This is a genomic window from Rhodoferax lacus, assembly GCF_003415675.1.
GTDB classification, from domain to species: domain Bacteria; phylum Pseudomonadota; class Gammaproteobacteria; order Burkholderiales; family Burkholderiaceae_C; genus Allorhodoferax; species Allorhodoferax lacus.
Window position 1 is genome coordinate 1 of sequence record NZ_QFZK01000026.1, and the last position, 18164, is coordinate 18164.

Below are 18164 nucleotides of genomic sequence, written 5' to 3' on the forward strand. Positions count from 1 at the left end.
CCAAGGACGAGGGCGGTCGCCACACACCGTTCTTCAACAACTACCGTCCCCAGTTCTACTTCCGTACAACGGACGTGACCGGTGCGATCGAGTTGCCAGAAGGCAAGGAAATGGTCATGCCTGGTGATAACGTGTCCATCACCGTGAAGCTGATCAACCCCATCGCCATGGAAGAAGGCCTGCGTTTCGCTATTCGCGAAGGCGGTCGTACCGTGGGCGCCGGTGTGGTTGCCAAGATCATTGCCTAAGGAATCCGAAGGGGTATAGCTCAATTGGCAGAGCGTCGGTCTCCAAAACCGAAGGTTGTAGGTTCGATTCCTACTGCCCCTGCCACCCGGCTTGGCTGAAGGTGGCAAAAAAGAGCCCGCTACATTGTCGCGGGCTTCAGCGTCTTAAGGGTGCTGAAATCAAAGCTGGTTCAAGGCGTGAGAAGTAAGAGAAGTGCGAAGTTAGAGATATATGGCCACAACACAAGTTCAAACCGTTAACACTGGGGCAGACAAAGCCAAGCTGGGTGCAGCCGCCGCATTGGTGCTGGCTGCCCTGACAGGCTTTTATCTTCTGGGCCAACAAGGCCAGTTGGTGCAATGGGCGGTTTTTCTGGTGTGTCTGGCGGCTGCCATCGTGGTGTTTTTCCTGTCTGAATCTGGCCGTCAACTGGCTGCCTTTGGTCACGACGCCTGGCGCGAAGTCAAGAAGGTGGTCTGGCCTGCCCGCAAGGAAGCCATGCAGATCACTGCCTACGTGTTCGGCTTTGTGCTGATCATGGCCCTGTTCCTGTGGCTGACCGACAAGACACTGGAATGGCTCTTTTATGACCTGATTCTGGGGTGGAAAAAATAATGACCGACACTGTTGAAACCCCTGCTGCTGAAGTCGCTGTACCTGCCACTCCGGTGAATCCGGATCTGCGCTGGTATGTGGTGCACGCCTATTCCGGCATGGAAAAGGCCGTTGAACGCAACATCCTGGAGCGCATTGCGCGCGCCGGCATGGAATCCAAGTTCGGCCGCATTCTGGTGCCCATGGAAGAGGTCGTTGAAGTCAAGAACGGCCAAAAGAAAACCACCGAACGCAAGTTCTTCCCCGGCTATGTGCTGGTGGAAATGGTGATGGATGACGAGTCCTGGCATTTGGTGAAGCACACCAACAAGGTCACCGGTTTTGTGGGTGGCGCGAAGAATCGCCCGGCCCCCATCTCCGAGGCTGAGGTCATGAAGATCGTCAACCAGATGCAGGAAGGCACTGACAAGCCGCGCCACAAGGTGGAGTTCGTGGTGGGCGAATATGTGCGCGTCAAGGACGGTCCCTTCACTGACTTCAATGGTTCGGTGGAAGACGTCAACTACGAGAAGAGCAAGGTGCGCGTATCGGTCACCATCTTCGGCCGGTCTACTCCGGTGGAGCTGGACTTCTCGCAGATCGAGAAGACCTGAGCACCTGCTGCAAATTCAGGGCTCGCAAGAGCCCGACCACTGTCGGTACTTTTCAACTCGGTACCGGCTTTTAGAAGTGAGTTGTCAACCCCGGGGAGCCGGGGTGGCGAAATGGTCGCTACCCAGGCGTTATCACCCGTAAGGAGAAATCATGGCGAAGAAAATCGTTGGTTTCATCAAGCTGCAAGTGCCAGCTGGTAAAGCCAATCCATCCCCCCCGATCGGCCCGGCCCTGGGTCAGCGCGGCCTGAACATCATGGAATTCTGCAAGGCATTCAATGCGCAGACCCAAGGTGTTGAGCCCGGACTGCCACTGCCTGTGGTGATCACCGCTTTTGCGGACAAGAGCTTCACCTTCATTATCAAGACCCCGCCCGCGACGGTCCTGATTAAGAAGGCTATCAAGCTGGACAAGGGCTCTGCCCGTCCGCACGTGGACAAGGTCGGCAAGATCACCCGTGCACAGCTCGAAGAAATCGCCAAGACCAAGATGAAAGACATGAACGCCGCCGATCTGGACGCTGCTGTTCGTACCATCGCCGGTTCTGCCCGCTCCATGGGCGTGAATGTGGAGGGCGTGTAAATGTCCAAGCTCACCAAGAAACAAAAGACCCAAGTCGGCAAGATCGAGTCCACCAAGCTGTACCCCCTGGGTGACGCACTGGTCCTGATCAAGGAATTCGCCAACGCCAAGTTCGATGAGTCCATCGACGTGGCCGTGCAACTTGGCATCGATGCCAAGAAGTCCGACCAGGTGGTGCGTGGTGCTGTCGTTCTGCCTAACGGCACCGGCAAGACCAAGCGCGTGGCTGTGTTCGCCCAAGGCGCCAAGGCTGAAGAAGCCAAGGCCGCTGGCGCTGACATCGTCGGTATGGACGACCTGGCCGCTATGGTCAAGGCCGGTGACATGCCTTTCGACGTCGTGATCGCGGCTCCTGATGCCATGCGTATCGTCGGTACCCTGGGCCAGATCCTCGGACCGCGTGGCTTGATGCCCAACCCCAAGGTTGGCACCGTCACCCCCGACGTCGCTACCGCCGTCAAGAACGCCAAAGCCGGTCAGGTGCAGTTCCGTGTCGACAAGGCCGGTATTGTGCATGGCACGATTGGCCGCCGCTCGTTTGACAACGACAAGCTGCAAGGCAACTTGGCTGCTCTGGTAGACGCCTTGAACAAGGCCAAGCCCGCTACCAGCAAGGGCGTGTATTTGCGCAAGGTTGCTGTGTCGTCGACCATGGGTGTCGGTGTCCGTGTGGACATCCAGACCATCGCGGCGTAATCGTAATTTGGGTTGCCCGCAAGGGCGGCCCGATGTGGTGGGCTGCAGGCATCGCAAGGTGCCGGCAGGTCATCCAAGACCGTTGGCGGGCAAGCCGGCAGCAATGCCGGCAAGCACTTAATAACGGAAGCCGGTGTCACAACCAGCATCCGGGCCAACGCAGATGGCGATCCCGCTGCAGATGGAATGAAATTTCTGTTAACAGTTGGTCGCTGCAATGTGGAGCGCAATGTGGCATTTGCTGCAAAGCGCATTTTTAAGGAGTAGACCTTGAGTCTTAATCGCAGTGAGAAAGAAGCGGTCATCAGTGATGTGACCACCCTCGCCGCTAAAGCTCAAACGCTTGTGATCGCGGAATACCGCGGCATCACGGTCGCTGACATGACCAAACTGCGCAACAACGCGCGCAGCGCCGGTGTGAGCCTCAGTGTGTTGAAAAACACCCTGGCTCGCCGCGCTGTGGCCGGTAGTGCATTTGAAGTTGTGGCTGACCAGATGTCCGGTCCTCTGATCTATGGCTTTTCTGTAGACGCAGTCGCCGCCGCCAAGGTGGTGTCCGAATTCGCGAAAACCAACGACAAGTTGGTGATCCGTGCCGGTGCGTATGGTGGAAAAGTCCTGGACGTGAACGGCGTTAAGCAATTGGCAAGCATCCCTTCGAAGGAAGTGTTGCTGGCGCAATTGTTGGGCTTGATGCAGTCTCCCATTTCCCGTACGGCACGTGTGCTGGCGGCATTGGCAGACAAAAAAGGCGCTGGTGCAGATGCTCCCGCAGAGGCAGCCCCCGAGGCCGCCGCCGAAGTCGCAGCGTAATAGCGCGACCCGTAGTAACCAAACTTGTTAGGAAATCAAAATGGCATTCGATAAAGACGCATTTTTGACCGCGCTGGACAGCATGACGGTCATGGAACTCAACGACCTGGTGAAAGCCATCGAAGAGAAATTTGGTGTGAGCGCTGCTGCTATGGCAGGCCCCGCAGCTGCAGGCCCCGCTGCTGCAGTGGCTGAAGAGCAGACCGAATTCAACGTGGTTCTGATGGACGCAGGAGCCGCCAAGGTTTCCGTCATCAAGGCCGTTCGTGAAATCACCGGCCTGGGCCTCAAAGAAGCCAAGGACCTGGTTGACGGCGCACCCAAGAACGTCAAAGAAGGCATCTCCAAGGCCGACGCTGACGCTGCTGCCAAGAAGCTCATCGAAGCCGGCGCCAAGGTCGAAATCAAGTAATTCGGTATGGAGCTACGGCTCCATCCTCGAATTACAAGGGGCTGGTTTTCGGACCGGCCTTTTGCGCTTTCAGAGCGCACCTAAAAGCCCTGTGTGAATCAGTGTTTTTAAGTGTCTTCTGACCCCGACTGCAGAAGACGCCTTGGTACGGGCCGTGTGCAATGCACGGCCGTCCGCCAATGATTGGTAGTGGCCAATCACCAAGCCGGTTGAGAGTGATGCTCAACACGACAGTCGCCTGGGACCCCCAAGGTTCCCTTAGTCTTTGCCCGGAGATCGAATGGCTTATACATACACAGAACGCAAGCGAATCCGCAAGAATTTCGGCAACCGCGACAGCGTGCTTGAAATCCCTTACCTGTTGCAGATGCAGAAGGACGCGTACACCGCGTTCCTGCAAGCGGACATGGCGCCCAAGAAGCGCACCAACGAAGGACTGCAAGCAGCCTTTGATGCGGCCTTCCCCATCGTCTCCCACAACGGTTTTGTGGAGATGAAGTACCTGGAATACAACCTGGCCAAGCCAGCGTTCGATGTGCGTGAGTGCCAGACCCGTGGCCTGACCTTTGCCTCGGCCGTGCGCGCCAAGGTACAACTGATCATTTATGACCGTGAGTCCTCCACCTCGCAAAACAAGGTGGTCAAGGAAGTCAAGGAACAAGAGGTCTACATGGGCGAAGTGCCCCTGATGACCACCAAGGGTTCCTTCATCATCAACGGCACCGAGCGTGTCATCGTGTCCCAGCTGCACCGCTCTCCTGGCGTGTTCTTTGAACACGACAAGGGCAAGACCCACAGCTCGGGCAAGCTGCTGTTCTCGGCGCGCATCATCCCCTACCGCGGTTCCTGGCTGGACTTTGAATTCGATCCCAAAGACCTGCTGTACTTCCGCGTCGACCGCCGCCGCAAAATGCCGGTCACGATTCTGTTGCGCGCCATTGGCTTGAACAACGAATCCATCCTGGCGAACTTCTTCGTCAACGACAACTTCCGCCTGATGGACAGCGGCGCACAAATGGAATTTGTGGCCGAGCGTCTGCGCGGCGAAGTGGCCCGCTTTGACATCACCGACAAGAGCGGCAAGGTCATCGTGGCCAAGGACAAGCGCGTCACCGCGCGCCACACCCGCGATCTGGAAACCGGCGGCACCACGCACATCAGCGTGCCCGAAGACTTCCTGATCGGCCGCGTCGTGGCCCGCAATGTGGTGGCCCCTGACACCGGCGAAATCATCGCCAAGGCCAACGAGGAAGTAACCGAGCTGCTGCTCAAAAAGCTGCGCACCGAAGGCATCAACGACCTGGCCTGCATCTACACCAATGAGTTGGACCAAGGCGCCTATATCTCGCAAACCCTGCGCACCGATGAAACCGCCGACGAATTCGCCGCCCGTGTTGCCATCTACCGCATGATGCGCCCCGGCGAGCCGCCAACGGAAGACGCAGTCCAGGCCCTGTTCCAGCGACTGTTCTACAACCCGGATACGTACGACCTGTCGCGCGTGGGCCGCATGAAGTTCAACGCCAAAATGGGCCGTGCCGAATCCACCGGCCCCATGGTGCTGACCAACGAAGACATCCTGGCCGTGGTCAAGATCCTGGTTGATCTGCGCAATGGCCGTGGCGAAGTCGATGACATCGACCACCTGGGCAACCGACGCGTGCGTTGCGTGGGCGAACTCGCCGAGAACCAGTACCGCACCGGTCTGGCACGTATCGAAAAAGCCGTGAAGGAACGTCTGGGTCAGGCCGAGCAAGAGCCCCTGATGCCCCACGACCTGATCAACAGCAAGCCGATTTCCGCAGCGCTCAAAGAGTTCTTCGGTGCCTCGCAGCTGTCCCAGTTCATGGACCAGACCAACCCGCTGGCGGAAATCACCCACAAGCGCCGCGTATCGGCCCTTGGCCCGGGCGGTTTGACGCGTGAGCGTGCCGGCTTCGAAGTGCGTGACGTGCACGTGACCCACTACGGTCGCGTCTGCCCCATTGAAACGCCTGAAGGCCCGAACATCGGCCTGATCAACTCCCTGGCCCTGTATGCCCGCCTGAACGAGTACGGTTTCATTGAAACCCCGTACCGCCGCGTGGTGGACAGCAAGGTCACCATGGACATCGACTACCTGTCGGCCATCGAAGAAGGCAAGTACGTGATTGCCCAGGCCAATGCGGCCCTGGACAAGGACGGCGTGCTGACTGGCGACCTGGTGTCTGCCCGTGAAAAGGGTGAATCCATTCTGTGTGGCGCCGAGCGCATCCAGTACATGGACGTGTCGCCCGCGCAGATCGTGTCCGTGGCTGCTTCGCTGGTTCCGTTCCTGGAGCACGATGACGCCAACCGCGCCTTGATGGGTGCGAATATGTCACGTCAGGCTGTGCCCGTGCTGCGTCCGGAAAAGCCCATGGTGGGCACCGGTATCGAGCGCGTGGCCGCTATCGACTCGGGCACCGTGGTGACTGCAACCCGTGGCGGTATCGTGGACTATGTCGACGCGACCCGCATCGTGGTGCGCGTGAACGACGCCGAGACCGTGGCCGGGGAAGTCGGTGTGGACATCTACAACCTGATCAAGTACCAGCGTTCCAACCAGAACACCAACATCCACCAGCGTCCCATCGTCAAGCGTGGCGACAAGCTGGCCAAGGGTGACGTGGTGGCTGACGGCGCATCGACCGACCTGGGCGAAATCGCCATCGGCCAGAACATGCTGGTGGCCTTCATGCCCTGGAACGGCTACAACTTCGAAGACTCGATCTTGATCAGCGAGCGTGTGGTGGCCGAAGACCGCTACACCTCCATCCACATCGAAGAACTCGTGGTGATGGCGCGTGACACCAAGCTCGGTGCCGAGGAAATCACCCGTGATATCCCCAACCTGTCCGAGCAGCAACTCAACCGTCTGGACGAGTCCGGCATCATCTACGTGGGTGCCGAGGTTCTGCCGGGCGACACGCTGGTGGGCAAGGTCACACCCAAGGGCGAGACCACGCTGACTCCGGAAGAAAAGCTGCTGCGCGCCATCTTCGGCGAAAAGGCCAGCGATGTGAAAGACACCTCGCTGCGCGTGGACCAGGGCTCGCAAGGCACGGTCATCGACGTGCAGGTCTTCACCCGCGAAGGCATCACCCGCGACAAGCGCGCCCAGCAGATCATTGACGACGAGCTCAAGCGCTTCCGTCTGGACCTGAACGACCAGCTGCGCATTGTGGAAGCCGACGCGTTTGACCGTATTGCCAAGCTGCTCGACGGCAAGCCTGCCAACGGCGGCCCCAACAAGCTGGCCAAGGGCACCAAGATCGACAAGGCCTACCTGGCTTCCGTCGAGAAGTTCCACTGGTTTGACATCCGTCCCGCCGATGAAGATGTGGCCACGCAACTGGAGAGCATCAAGAACTCCCTGGAGCAAACCCGCCACAGCTTCGACTTGGCTTTTGAAGAGAAGCGCAAGAAGCTCACCCAGGGCGACGAGCTGCCCGCAGGCGTGCTGAAGATGGTCAAGGTCTACATCGCGGTCAAGCGCCGCCTGCAGCCCGGTGACAAGATGGCCGGTCGCCACGGTAACAAGGGTGTGGTCTCCAAGATCACCCCGGTGGAAGACATGCCCTACATGGCTGACGGTACCCCCGTGGACATCGTGTTGAACCCCTTGGGCGTTCCTTCACGGATGAACATCGGTCAGGTGCTCGAAGTGCACCTGGGCTGGGCCGGCAAGGGCCTGGGCCAGCGCATTGGCGACATGCTGCAGCGCGAAGCCGCTGTGGTGGAAATCCGCGGCTTCATGGAAAAGATCTACAACGGCACGGGCCGCAAGGAAGATCTGGCCCAGCTGTCCGACGAAGAAATCCGCGGCATGGCCGAAGAGCTGACCAACGGCGTGCCGTTTGCGTCCCCCGTGTTTGACGGTGCCACGGAAGCCGAAATCGGCGACATGCTGCAACTGGCCTACCCGGATGCAGAAGCCAAGGCCAAGGGCCTGACTGCCACCCGTACCCAGGCGCAGCTGTATGACGGCCGCTCGGGCGACGCTTTCGAGCGCACCACCACCGTGGGCTACATGCACTACCTGAAACTTCACCACTTGGTGGACGACAAGATGCACGCCCGCTCGACCGGTCCTTACAGCCTGGTTACCCAACAGCCCCTGGGCGGTAAAGCCCAGTTCGGTGGACAGCGTTTCGGTGAAATGGAAGTGTGGGCACTGGAGGCGTATGGCGCTTCCTACGTGCTGCAGGAAATGCTCACCGTCAAGTCCGATGACGTGCAGGGTCGTACCAAGGTGTACGAAAGCATCGTCAAGGGCGAACACTCCATCGAAGCCGGCATGCCGGAATCGTTCAACGTGCTGGTCAAGGAAATCCGTTCCTTGGGCCTGGACATTGAACTCGAACGCTCTTAAAGAAGGGAAAGAACTCACATGAAATCTTTACTCGACCTGTTCAAGCAGTTCACCCCCGATGAGCATTTCAATGCCATCAAGATCGGCATGGCTTCGCCCGAGAAGATCCGTTCCTGGTCTTTCGGCGAGGTGAAGAAGCCCGAGACCATCAACTACCGCACCTTCAAGCCCGAGCGTGACGGCCTGTTCTGCGCCAAGATCTTCGGCCCCATCAAGGACTACGAATGCCTGTGCGGCAAGTACAAGCGCCTTAAACACCGCGGCGTGATCTGCGAGAAGTGCGGCGTTGAAGTCACCCAGACCAAGGTGCGCCGTGAACGCATGGGCCACATCGATCTGGCCGCACCCTGCGCCCACATCTGGTTCCTGAAGTCCCTGCCAAGCCGTTTGGGCCTGGTGCTGGACATGACCCTGCGTGACATCGAACGCGTGCTGTACTTCGAAGCCTATGTGGTGACCGACCCCGGCATGACCCCGCTGAAGAAATTCAGCATCATGTCCGAAGACGACTTCGACGCCAAGTTCAAGGAATACGGCGACGAGTTCCAGGCCAAGATGGGCGCTGAAGGCATCAAGGACCTGCTGCAAGGCATTGATATCGATGGCTCCATCGAGAAGCTGCGCAACGACCTGACCGGCTCCGAGCTGAAGATCAAGAAGAACGCCAAGCGCCTGAAAGTCTTGGAAGCCTTCAAGAAATCCGGCATCAAGCCCGAGTGGATGGTGCTGGACGTGCTGCCCGTGCTGCCACCGGACCTGCGTCCGCTGGTACCCCTGGACGGCGGCCGCTTTGCCACCTCCGACCTGAACGACCTGTACCGCCGCGTGATCAACCGCAACAGCCGTCTGCGCCGTTTGCTGGAACTCAAAGCGCCCGAAATCATTGCCCGCAATGAAAAGCGCATGTTGCAGGAAGCCGTGGACAGCTTGCTGGACAATGGCCGCCGCGGCAAGGCCATGACAGGCGCCAACAAGCGCGCTCTGAAATCCCTGGCAGACATGATCAAGGGCAAGTCGGGTCGTTTCCGCCAGAACTTGCTGGGCAAGCGCGTGGACTACTCCGGTCGTTCCGTGATTACCGTGGGCCCCACGCTCAAGCTGCACCAGTGCGGCCTGCCGAAACTGATGGCCTTGGAACTCTTCAAGCCCTTCATCTTCGCGCGCCTGGAAGCCATGGGCATTGCCACCACCATCAAGGCGGCCAAGAAGGAAGTCGAATCCGGCACGCCGGTGGTGTGGGACATCCTGGAAGAGGTCATCAAGGAACACCCCGTGATGCTCAACCGTGCGCCTACGCTGCACCGTTTGGGTATCCAGGCCTTTGAGCCCATCCTGATCGAAGGCAAGGCTATCCAACTGCACCCCCTCGTTTGCGCGGCCTTCAACGCCGACTTCGACGGTGACCAGATGGCTGTCCACGTACCCCTGTCGGTGGAAGCGCAGATGGAAGCCCGCACGCTGATGCTGGCCTCCAACAACATTCTGTTCCCTGCCAATGGCGAGCCTTCCATCGTTCCTTCGCAGGACGTGGTGCTGGGTCTGTACTACACCACCCGTGACCGTATCAACGGCAAGGGTGAGGGTCTGATTTTTGCCGACACCGGTGAAGTGCAGCGCGCTTTTGACGCGGGTGAAGTCGACCTGAACGCGCGTATCAACGTGCGTCTGACCGAGTACACCAAGGACAAGGAAACGGGTGAATTGATCCCCTCGACCAAGCTGTGGGAGACCACCGCCGGCCGTGCCCTGCTGTCCGAAATCCTGCCCAAGGGATTGCCCTTCTCCAACCTGAACAAGGCCCTGAAGAAGAAGGAAATCTCCAAGCTCATCAACGTGTCGTTCCGCAAGTGCGGTCTCAAAGAGACTGTGGTGTTTGCCGACAAGCTGCTGCAAGCCGGTTTCCGTCTGGCGACCAAGGCTGGTATCTCCATCTGCATCGACGACATGCTGGTGCCGCCCGAGAAGCACGAGATCATTGGCCGCGCCCAGAAGGAAGTCAAAGAGATCGAGCAGCAGTACGTCTCCGGTCTGGTGACAGCCGGTGAGCGCTACAACAAGGTGGTGGACATCTGGGGCAAGTCGGGTGACGAAGTTTCCAAGGTGATGATGGCGCGTCTCTCGAAAGAGACCGTGACCGATCGCCACGGCAAGCAAGTGACGCAAGAGTCCTTCAACTCCATTTACATGATGGCCGACTCCGGCGCCCGCGGTTCTGCAGCGCAGATTCGCCAGGTGGCTGGTATGCGGGGTCTGATGGCCAAGCCTGACGGCTCCATCATCGAGACGCCTATTACCGCCAACTTCCGCGAAGGTCTGAACGTGTTGGAGTACTTCATCTCCACCCACGGTGCCCGTAAGGGTCTGGCCGACACGGCCTTGAAGACAGCCAACTCCGGTTACCTGACACGTCGTCTGGTGGACGTCACGCAAGACCTGGTCGTGACAGAGCAGGATTGCGGCAGCCACAACGGTTATGTCATGCGCGCCATTGTCGAAGGCGGTGAAACCATTGAATCGCTGCGCGACCGAATCCTGGGCCGTACTGCAGCCGACGATGTGCTGCACCCCGAAAACCGCAGCGTGCTGGCCGTGGCCGGCGAGATGCTGGACGAAGACAAGATCGAAGAGCTGGAAGCAGCTGGCGTCGACGAAGTCAAGGTGCGTACCGCGCTGACCTGCGAAACCCGCTTTGGCATTTGTGCCAAGTGCTACGGACGCGACTTGGGCCGTGGCGGCCTGATCAACGGCGGCGAAGCTGTCGGTGTGATCGCTGCCCAGTCCATCGGCGAGCCCGGCACGCAGCTGACCATGCGTACCTTCCACATCGGTGGTGCCGCCTCGCGCGCTGCCATCGCATCCAGCGTGGAAGCCAAGTCCAACGGCGTGATCGGCTTCAACGCCACCATGCGCTATGTGACCAACAGCAAGTCCGAGTTGGTGGTGATTAGCCGTTCCGGTGAAATCGTCATCCAGGACGAGCATGGCCGCGAGCGTGAGCGCCACAAGGTGCCGTACGGCGCGATCCTGACCGTCAAGGCTGACCAGACCATCAAGGCTGGCGCCATTCTGGCCAACTGGGATCCGCTGACCCGACCCATCATTACCGAGTTCGCTGGTAAAGCGCACTTCGAGAACGTGGAAGAGGGCCTGACGGTTGCCAAGCAGCTCGACGAAGTGACCGGTCTGTCCACCCTGGTGGTGATCGATCCGAAGCGCCGCGGTTCTGCCAAGGTGGTGCGTCCTCAGGTGAAACTGATCGACGCCTCCGGCCACGAAGTGAAGATCCCAGGCACCGATCACTCGGTGACCATCGGCTTCCCTGTGGGCGCCCTGGTGCAGGTGCGTGACGGTATGGACGTCGGCCCCGGCGAAGTGCTGGCCCGTATCCCCATCGAAGGCCAGAAGACCCGCGACATTACCGGCGGTCTGCCCCGCGTGGCCGAGCTGTTCGAAGCCCGTTCTCCCAAGGACAAGGGTGTCCTGGCCGAGACCACGGGTACCGTGTCCTTCGGCAAGGAAACCAAGGGCAAGGTCCGCTTGCAGATCACCGACCCAGAAGGCAAGGTCTGGGAAGAACTCGTGCCCAAGGAAAAGAACATCCTGGTGCACGAAGGCCAGGTGGTCAACAAGGGCGAGTCCGTGGTGGACGGCCCGGCCGACCCGCAGGACATCCTGCGTTTGCTGGGCTCCGAAGAGCTGGCCCGTTACATCGTGGACGAAGTCCAGGACGTGTACCGCTTGCAAGGCGTGAAGATCAACGACAAGCACATCGAAGTGATTGTTCGCCAGATGCTGCGCCGTGTGGTGGTCGAGGCTACTGGTGACTCCGGTTACATCAATGGTGAACAGGTCGAGCGCTCGGAAATGCTCAACACCAACGACCGTCTGCGTGCCGAGGGCAAGGTGCCTGCCGTGTTCACCAACCTGCTGTTGGGTATCACCAAGGCGTCCTTGTCTACGGACAGCTTCATCAGCGCGGCTTCCTTCCAGGAAACCACCCGCGTGCTGACCGAAGCCGCCATCATGGGCAAGCGCGATGAGCTGCGTGGCCTGAAGGAAAACGTGATCGTCGGTCGCCTGATCCCCGCTGGTACCGGCCTGGCCTACCACGAAGCCCGCAAGGTGCGCGAAAGCATGGACGACGCCGAGCGCCGCGCCATTGCCGATGCCGAAGCGGCCGAGTTGGCTGGCGAGACGGTGCAGGAAGCCTCTGCGGACGAAGGAATCGCTGGCGAGTAATCACCAGTCCTCCTGGCAAAGCGCCAGTTAAAGCAACTGCTTTGGCTGGCCTTTGTGCAACGCCCCAAGCCCTCTTGACGAAGGCTTGGGGCGTTCTTTTTGGAGGCTGCGGTTTATCAAGTATGCTGATTGCATGAGCGCGTCCGTCCTGTTTGGTTTGCTGGCTGCCGTCACCGTGTTCTGGTGCGTGGGGCTGTACAACCGCCTGATGCGCATGCGCGCACGCGGCCTGGATGCGCTGGGCTCGGTGGAGAAACACCTGCGCAGCTACACCAGCCTGATCAACGTGCAGTTCCCCGATGAAGAGGGCTCCTACATCCCCATGGAATGGGCGGGCCTGGTCAGCAGCGTCAAGGCGCTGGATGCGCAGTGCAAGGCAGCGCGCGCCGCGCCGCTGCAGCTGCCTGCGCTGCAAGCTTTGGCGCAAACCGTGGATGCCATCGAGTTGGAGTGGACGACCTTGCGCGAACAACCCGCCGATCTGGCGGGGCCCACCATGCCCGAGGCGATGCAGAAACTGTGGGATGAAGCCGCACTGAAGGTGCGCACCGCGCGCGGCGGCTTCAACCAGATTGTGGAACGCTACAACCAGGCGCTGGACCAGTTTCCGGCCAGCCTGGTGGTGGAGATGATGGGCTTTAAAGTAGCCGGTACCTTATAAGAACAACAATGCAAAACAAACCCGAACAAGTCCCGCTGTGGCGTCAGTTGCAGGCCACCGCCCAGGTGATCCAGGCGGTGCGCGAGGGCCAGTCTGGCAGCGCGGCCGTCGAAGCGGTGCAGGCCGACTTGCGCCCCGGTGTGCAGGCCCTGGCCTTTCATGCCTGGCGCAACCTGGGCCGGGCCGAGGCCCTGCGCAAACAGCTCGCCAAGCGTCCTCCACCCCCTGCAGTCGATGCACTGCTGTGTGTGGCCCTGGCCTTGGCCTGGACCGATGAGGACGCCCCCTACGACGCCTTCACCCTGGTCAACCAGTGTGTGGAAGCGGCCAAGCGTATGCCCGACACGCGCGCCCAGGCCAGCTTTGTCAATGCCTGCCTGCGCCGTTTCCTGCGCGAGCGCGAGGCCCTGGTCGCCAGCACCGACACCGACCCGGTGGCGCGCTGGAACCACCCGGCGTGGTGGATTGCGCGCCTGAAAAAAGACCATCCCCAAGCCTGGCAAGCCCTGCTGCAAAGCGCCAACCGCCAGGCCCCCATGACCCTGCGGGTGAACGCGCTGCAGACCACGGTGACGGAGTATCTGCAGGAGCTTGCAGGCTGCGGCATAGACGCCCATGCCGTGGGAGACAGCGGCATTGAATTGGAGCGCGCCTTGCCCGTGGGCCAGTTGCCCGGCTTTGCCACGGGCCGCGTCTCGGTGCAGGACGCAGCGGCCCAATTGGCGGCACCGCTGCTGCTGGACGGATTGTCCCAGCCGAACCTGCGGGTGCTGGACGCCTGCGCCGCCCCTGGTGGCAAGACCGGGCATTTGCTGGAACGGGGCGTCGCCCATGTCTCGGCGCTGGATGTGGATGCCAGGCGTTGTGAGCGCATCAGCCAGAACCTTGCACGCTTGGGGCTGCAGGCGCAGGTACTGGCGGCCGATGCGGCCCGCCCCGACCTGTGGTGGGACGGACAAATCTTTGATGCCATCCTGCTGGACGCACCCTGTACCGCCTCGGGCATTGTGCGCAGGCACCCCGACGTGCGCTGGCTTCGCCGCGAAACCGACATCGCCCAACTGGCCGAGCTGCAAAGGAAGTTGCTGCAAGCCCTGTGGCCCTTGTTGGCACCGGGCGGGCGCCTGTTGTACTGCACCTGCTCGGTCTTTCTGGCCGAAGGCACGCAGCAGGTGCAAACGTTTCTTGCACACAACACAGACGCGGTGTTGCTGCCCTCGCCGGGCCATTTAATACCGGGAAAACCCGCTAAATCGGGCGGCGTCCCGGACAATCGGGCGGGTGATCACGACGGATTTTTTTACGCCCTCCTGCAAAAGCAAGCTGTCTAGCACCGCCATGCGCCTGCTGTTTGCATGCCTGTTGCTGCTGGCTGCTGTGGCCCATGCCCAGGTGGCTACCGACATCACACAACTGCGCCTGGAGCGCTCTGACGACGAATGGCAGCTCTCGGCCCAGCTGCAGTTCGAAACACCCATGGCCGTGGAAGATGCGCTTCTCAAGGGCATTCCCATGGTGTTCGTCTACAGCGCCGATGTGCTGCGCGAACGCTGGTACTGGTACGACAAAAAGGTGCAGAGCGCTGAGCGCCATATGCGCCTGGCCTACCAGCCCCTGACGCGTCGCTGGCGCCTGAATGTGGGGTCCGGTTCGGCTGCCAGCAGCGGCGTCGGTCTGGCCTTGAACCAGAGCTTTGACTCGCTGGCCCAGGCGCTTTCCGCCATCAAGCGCGTGGCCAAGTGGCGGATTGCCGACGTCTCCGATCTGGACGCCAGCACCAAATACAAAGTGGATTTCCGTTTTCGCCTCGACCTGGGCCAATTGCCGCGGCCCTTCCAGATCGGCGCCCTGGGGCAGTCGGACTGGGACGTCTCTGCCAGTGTTGTGACGCCCCTGGTTGCTGAAAGCAGCAAATGAACGATTCCGGTTTTGGCGCACTGCCCAGCGTGCGCCACAGTTCCCGTGCCGTGCGGCGGGCCGTGACCATCGGGTCTTTGCTCATGTTGTTGATCGGCCTGGTGTTGCTGTACATGCTGATGCAGGCCACCAACAACCGCGATCTTTACGAGCGCAACTATGCGGTGCTGTTTTCGGTCAATGTGGCCGTTGCCTCCCTGCTGTTGCTGGCCACCGCATGGGTTGCCTACAAGCTGTTTATGCGCCTGCGCCAGAGGCGCTTTGGCAGCCGATTGCTGGTCAAGCTGGCAGCTATATTCGCGCTGGTGGGAATCGCACCCGGCCTGGTGATTTACGTGGTGTCGTACCAGTTTGTGTCGCGTTCCATCGAAACCTGGTTTGACGTCAAGGTGGAAGGCGCGCTGGAGGCCGGGCTGAATCTGGGGCGGGTAACACTGGACACGCTCTCCAACGAATTCACCATCAAGGTCAAGGCCTCTGCGCCCCAGCTCAATGAGGTATCAGAGGCTGCTGTGGGGCCGCTTCTGGAAAAAATGGTAGACCAGTTGGGCGCCTCGGACATTGCCATCTGGTCTGGCAGCGGCACCCTGCTGGCCTCTGGCGGGCAGACCCGCATCCAGCTCAGCCCCGACAAGCCCAGCAGTGCACAGTTCCGCACGGCCAGAGCCGAGCGCGCGGTCTCCTGGATCGACGGCCTGGAGGACGCAGCGCCCGACGCCTTGACCACTTCACGCATCCGCGTGCTGGTGCCGCTGGCGGTGGCCGGTCTGGGCCTGAACCCCATGCCGCGCTTCCTGCTGGTGTCAAAGGCGCTGCCGCGCAACCTGGTGGCCAACGCCCTGGCCGTGGACGCTGCCAACCGCGAATACCAGGAGCGTGCCCTGGCCCGCGAGGGACTCAAGCGCATGTACATCGGCACACTCACCCTGAGCCTGTTTTTGGCGGTGTTCGCGGCTGTGTTGATGGCCGTGGTGTTGGGCAACCAGCTGGCGCGTCCTCTGCTGGTTTTGGCCGAGGGCGTCAGCCAGGTGGCAGCCGGTGACCTGACCCCCAAGCTGGCTATGCAGGGCAATGACGAACTCGGCGGCCTGACCCGCGCCTTTGCCACCATGACCGCGCAACTGGCCGACGCGCGCCAGGCCGTGGAGCACAGCATGTCGCAGGTGGACTCTGCCCGCGCCAACCTGCAAACCATTCTGGACAATCTGACGGCTGGCGTGATTGTGCTGGGCGCACAGGGGGAACTGCTGTCGGCCAACCCGGGTGCCACGCGCATTTTGAGAGCGCCGTTGGCCGCACACATCGGGCAGCCTCTGGACTCTATCGCCGGCCTCGCCGACTTTGGACACGCGGTGCAGGCCCAGTTCACCGACTTCATGCTGGCCAAGCTGGAGCACGAGCCCGACCACTGGCAACAGACTTTTGAGCTGGGCGGCAGCAACGCACCCATGCACTCGCCCTTTGACCACGCACTGACCATCGTCGCCCGCGGGGCAGCACTGCCCGGTGACTCCCGCTTGCTGGTGTTTGATGACATTTCCGAGATCGTCTCGGCCCAACGCGCCCAGGCCTGGGGCGAGGTGGCACGCCGACTGGCCCACGAGATCAAGAACCCGCTCACACCCATACAGCTCTCAGCCGAACGGCTGGAGATCAAGCTCTCCGGCAAGCTGCAGCCACCCGAGCAACAGGTGCTCAACAAGTCGGTCAAAACCATCGTCGACCAGGTCGACGCCATGAAGCGGCTGGTGAATGAATTCCGGGACTACGCACGCCTGCCAGCCGCCGAACTCAAGCCCGTGAACCTCAATGTCCTGGTGCAGGACGTGCTGCAACTCTACGAAACCGAAAGCCTGGGTGAGCACCACCATGTACCCGTGCTGCTGGAGCTGGACGCAGCCTGCCCACCGGTGCGGGGAGACGCGCAGCAACTGCGGCAGGTCATTCACAACCTGCTGCAAAACGCCCAGGATGCCAGTGATCTGCCTGGGAACACACCGCCCGGGCCTGTGGTGGTTCGCACTTCCTGGCAGCAAGCCAAGGGCCGGGTGCGCCTGAGCGTGCTGGACCAGGGCCCCGGTTTTGATGAGGCGATTCTCAAGCGTGCCTTTGAACCCTACGTCACCACCAAGCCCAAGGGAACCGGTCTGGGCCTGGCCGTGGTCAAGAAGATTGCCGATGAACACGGCTCACGTGTGGACATTGCCAACCGCCTGGTAGACGGCAAAGTGGCTGGCGCACAAGTGTCGTTATCATTGCCTGTTGTAAATAGCTCACAGACCTGAGCTGTATAGATTTCCAAAGGGCTGCGCGCACACGATGGCAAATATTTTGGTGGTGGATGACGAGCACGGCATACGGGACCTGCTTTGGGAAATTCTGAATGACGGTGGTCACCAGGTGGAGCTGGCCGAGAACGCAGCGCAAGCGCGCTCGGCGCGGCTGCGCGAGCGCCCTGACCTGGTGTTGCTGGACATCTGGATGCCCGACACCGATGGCGTCACCCTGCTCAAGGAATGGTCCTCCACGGGGCTGCTGAACATGCCGGTCATCATGATGAGCGGGCACGCCACCATCGACACGGCGGTGGAGGCCACCAAGATCGGTGCCCTGGCCTTTCTGGAAAAGCCCATCACCATGCAAAAGCTGCTCAAGGCCGTGGAGCAGGGCTTGGCGCGCGGCACCCTGCGCAAAACGGCCAGTGTGGACGTGTTGCCGCGCGAGGCCGTCAACCTGGATTCCGTGGCCACCGTGCTGACGGTGGCGCAAGTGGCACTGGACAGTGGCCCGCAAGCCAGTCAGAGCTTCATGCTCGACAAGCCGCTACGCGAAGCGCGCGATGAGTTCGAGAAGGCCTATTTCGAATACCACCTGGCCTGCGAGAACGGCTCCATGACGCGAGTGGCCGAGAAGACCGGTCTGGAGCGCACCCACCTGTACCGCAAACTCAAGCAACTTGGCGTGGACCTCACCCGCGGCAAACGCAGCGCCCTGTAATTTGAGCAAGCACTTTG

14 protein-coding genes and 1 tRNA gene are annotated in these 18164 nt (G+C 60.7%); all 15 read left to right on the forward strand.

The window, feature by feature from the left end; all coding sequences use genetic code 11:
- The coding region (locus tag DIC66_RS20810; protein WP_476705501.1) for an EF-Tu C-terminal domain-related protein at positions 1-248 on the forward strand (248 nt) is incomplete at its 5' end.
- Between the two features lie 9 nt (positions 249-257).
- Positions 258-333 (forward strand) — tRNA-Trp (locus DIC66_RS20815).
- 126 nt (positions 334-459) lie between these two features.
- On the forward strand, positions 460-843 hold the full coding sequence (gene secE / locus DIC66_RS20820) for a preprotein translocase subunit SecE (RefSeq protein WP_117180108.1): 384 nt from the start codon (positions 460-462) through the stop codon (positions 841-843).
- Positions 843-1436 carry a transcription termination/antitermination protein NusG gene (nusG, locus tag DIC66_RS20825; RefSeq protein ID WP_117180109.1) on the forward strand — a complete coding sequence of 198 codons (594 nt, stop codon included), beginning with the start codon at positions 843-845 and terminating at the stop codon, positions 1434-1436. Before secE ends, nusG begins: the two co-directional genes overlap by 1 nt.
- A gap of 151 nt (positions 1437-1587) precedes the next feature.
- Entirely contained in the window at positions 1588-2019 is a 432-nt protein-coding gene (rplK, locus tag DIC66_RS20830) for a 50S ribosomal protein L11 (protein WP_117180110.1), read from the forward strand.
- Positions 2020-2715 carry a 50S ribosomal protein L1 gene (gene rplA / locus DIC66_RS20835; RefSeq protein ID WP_117180111.1) on the forward strand — a complete coding sequence of 232 codons (696 nt, stop codon included), beginning with the start codon at positions 2020-2022 and terminating at the stop codon, positions 2713-2715.
- Positions 2716-2985: 270 nt separating this feature from the next.
- Positions 2986-3528 (forward strand): 50S ribosomal protein L10, encoded by a 543-nt coding sequence (gene rplJ, locus DIC66_RS20840; protein WP_117180112.1) that lies wholly within the window; start codon positions 2986-2988, stop codon positions 3526-3528.
- Positions 3529-3568: 40 nt separating this feature from the next.
- The gene (gene rplL, locus DIC66_RS20845) at positions 3569-3940 is read left to right on the forward strand and encodes a 50S ribosomal protein L7/L12 (RefSeq protein ID WP_117180113.1); all 372 of its coding nucleotides are present in this window, start codon (positions 3569-3571) and stop codon (positions 3938-3940) included.
- A gap of 280 nt (positions 3941-4220) precedes the next feature.
- Positions 4221-8333 (forward strand): DNA-directed RNA polymerase subunit beta, encoded by a 4113-nt coding sequence (gene rpoB / locus DIC66_RS20850; protein WP_117180114.1) that lies wholly within the window; start codon positions 4221-4223, stop codon positions 8331-8333.
- An 18-nt stretch (positions 8334-8351) separates the two neighbouring features.
- Entirely contained in the window at positions 8352-12572 is a 4221-nt protein-coding gene (gene rpoC / locus DIC66_RS20855) for a DNA-directed RNA polymerase subunit beta' (RefSeq protein ID WP_117180115.1), read from the forward strand.
- 133 nt (positions 12573-12705) lie between these two features.
- Positions 12706-13233: a LemA family protein gene (locus DIC66_RS20860; RefSeq protein ID WP_117180116.1), complete on the forward strand. Its 528-nt coding sequence runs from the start codon at positions 12706-12708 to the stop codon at positions 13231-13233.
- An 8-nt stretch (positions 13234-13241) separates the two neighbouring features.
- Entirely contained in the window at positions 13242-14564 is a 1323-nt protein-coding gene (rsmB, locus tag DIC66_RS20865; RefSeq protein ID WP_117180117.1) for a 16S rRNA (cytosine(967)-C(5))-methyltransferase RsmB, read from the forward strand.
- 7 nt (positions 14565-14571) lie between these two features.
- Positions 14572-15150 (forward strand): DUF4390 domain-containing protein, encoded by a 579-nt coding sequence (locus tag DIC66_RS20870; RefSeq protein ID WP_117180118.1) that lies wholly within the window; start codon positions 14572-14574, stop codon positions 15148-15150.
- On the forward strand, positions 15147-17435 hold the full coding sequence (locus DIC66_RS20875; protein ID WP_117180119.1) for a sensor histidine kinase: 2289 nt from the start codon (positions 15147-15149) through the stop codon (positions 17433-17435). Before DIC66_RS20870 ends, DIC66_RS20875 begins: the two co-directional genes overlap by 4 nt.
- Positions 17436-17469: 34 nt before the next feature.
- The gene (locus DIC66_RS20880; RefSeq protein WP_117180120.1) at positions 17470-18147 is read left to right on the forward strand and encodes a response regulator; all 678 of its coding nucleotides are present in this window, start codon (positions 17470-17472) and stop codon (positions 18145-18147) included.
- Positions 18148-18164: the final 17 nt, after the last annotated feature.

Bases quoted from the DNA above. Each gene is read 5' to 3' on its own strand.
- secE (WP_117180108.1), top strand. From the start codon at position 460: ATGGCCACAACACAAGTTCAAACCGTTAACACTGGGGCAGACAAAGCC.
- nusG (WP_117180109.1), top strand. From the start codon at position 843: ATGACCGACACTGTTGAAACCCCTGCTGCTGAAGTCGCTGTACCTGCC.
- rplK (WP_117180110.1), top strand. From the start codon at position 1,588: ATGGCGAAGAAAATCGTTGGTTTCATCAAGCTGCAAGTGCCAGCTGGT.
- rplA (WP_117180111.1), top strand. From the start codon at position 2,020: ATGTCCAAGCTCACCAAGAAACAAAAGACCCAAGTCGGCAAGATCGAG.
- rplL (WP_117180113.1), top strand. From the start codon at position 3,569: ATGGCATTCGATAAAGACGCATTTTTGACCGCGCTGGACAGCATGACG.
- rpoB (WP_117180114.1), top strand. From the start codon at position 4,221: ATGGCTTATACATACACAGAACGCAAGCGAATCCGCAAGAATTTCGGC.
- rpoC (WP_117180115.1), top strand. From the start codon at position 8,352: ATGAAATCTTTACTCGACCTGTTCAAGCAGTTCACCCCCGATGAGCAT.
- DIC66_RS20860 (WP_117180116.1), top strand. From the start codon at position 12,706: ATGAGCGCGTCCGTCCTGTTTGGTTTGCTGGCTGCCGTCACCGTGTTC.
- rsmB (WP_117180117.1), top strand. From the start codon at position 13,242: ATGCAAAACAAACCCGAACAAGTCCCGCTGTGGCGTCAGTTGCAGGCC.
- DIC66_RS20870 (WP_117180118.1), top strand. From the start codon at position 14,572: ATGCGCCTGCTGTTTGCATGCCTGTTGCTGCTGGCTGCTGTGGCCCAT.
- DIC66_RS20875 (WP_117180119.1), top strand. From the start codon at position 15,147: ATGAACGATTCCGGTTTTGGCGCACTGCCCAGCGTGCGCCACAGTTCC.
- DIC66_RS20880 (WP_117180120.1), top strand. From the start codon at position 17,470: ATGGCAAATATTTTGGTGGTGGATGACGAGCACGGCATACGGGACCTG.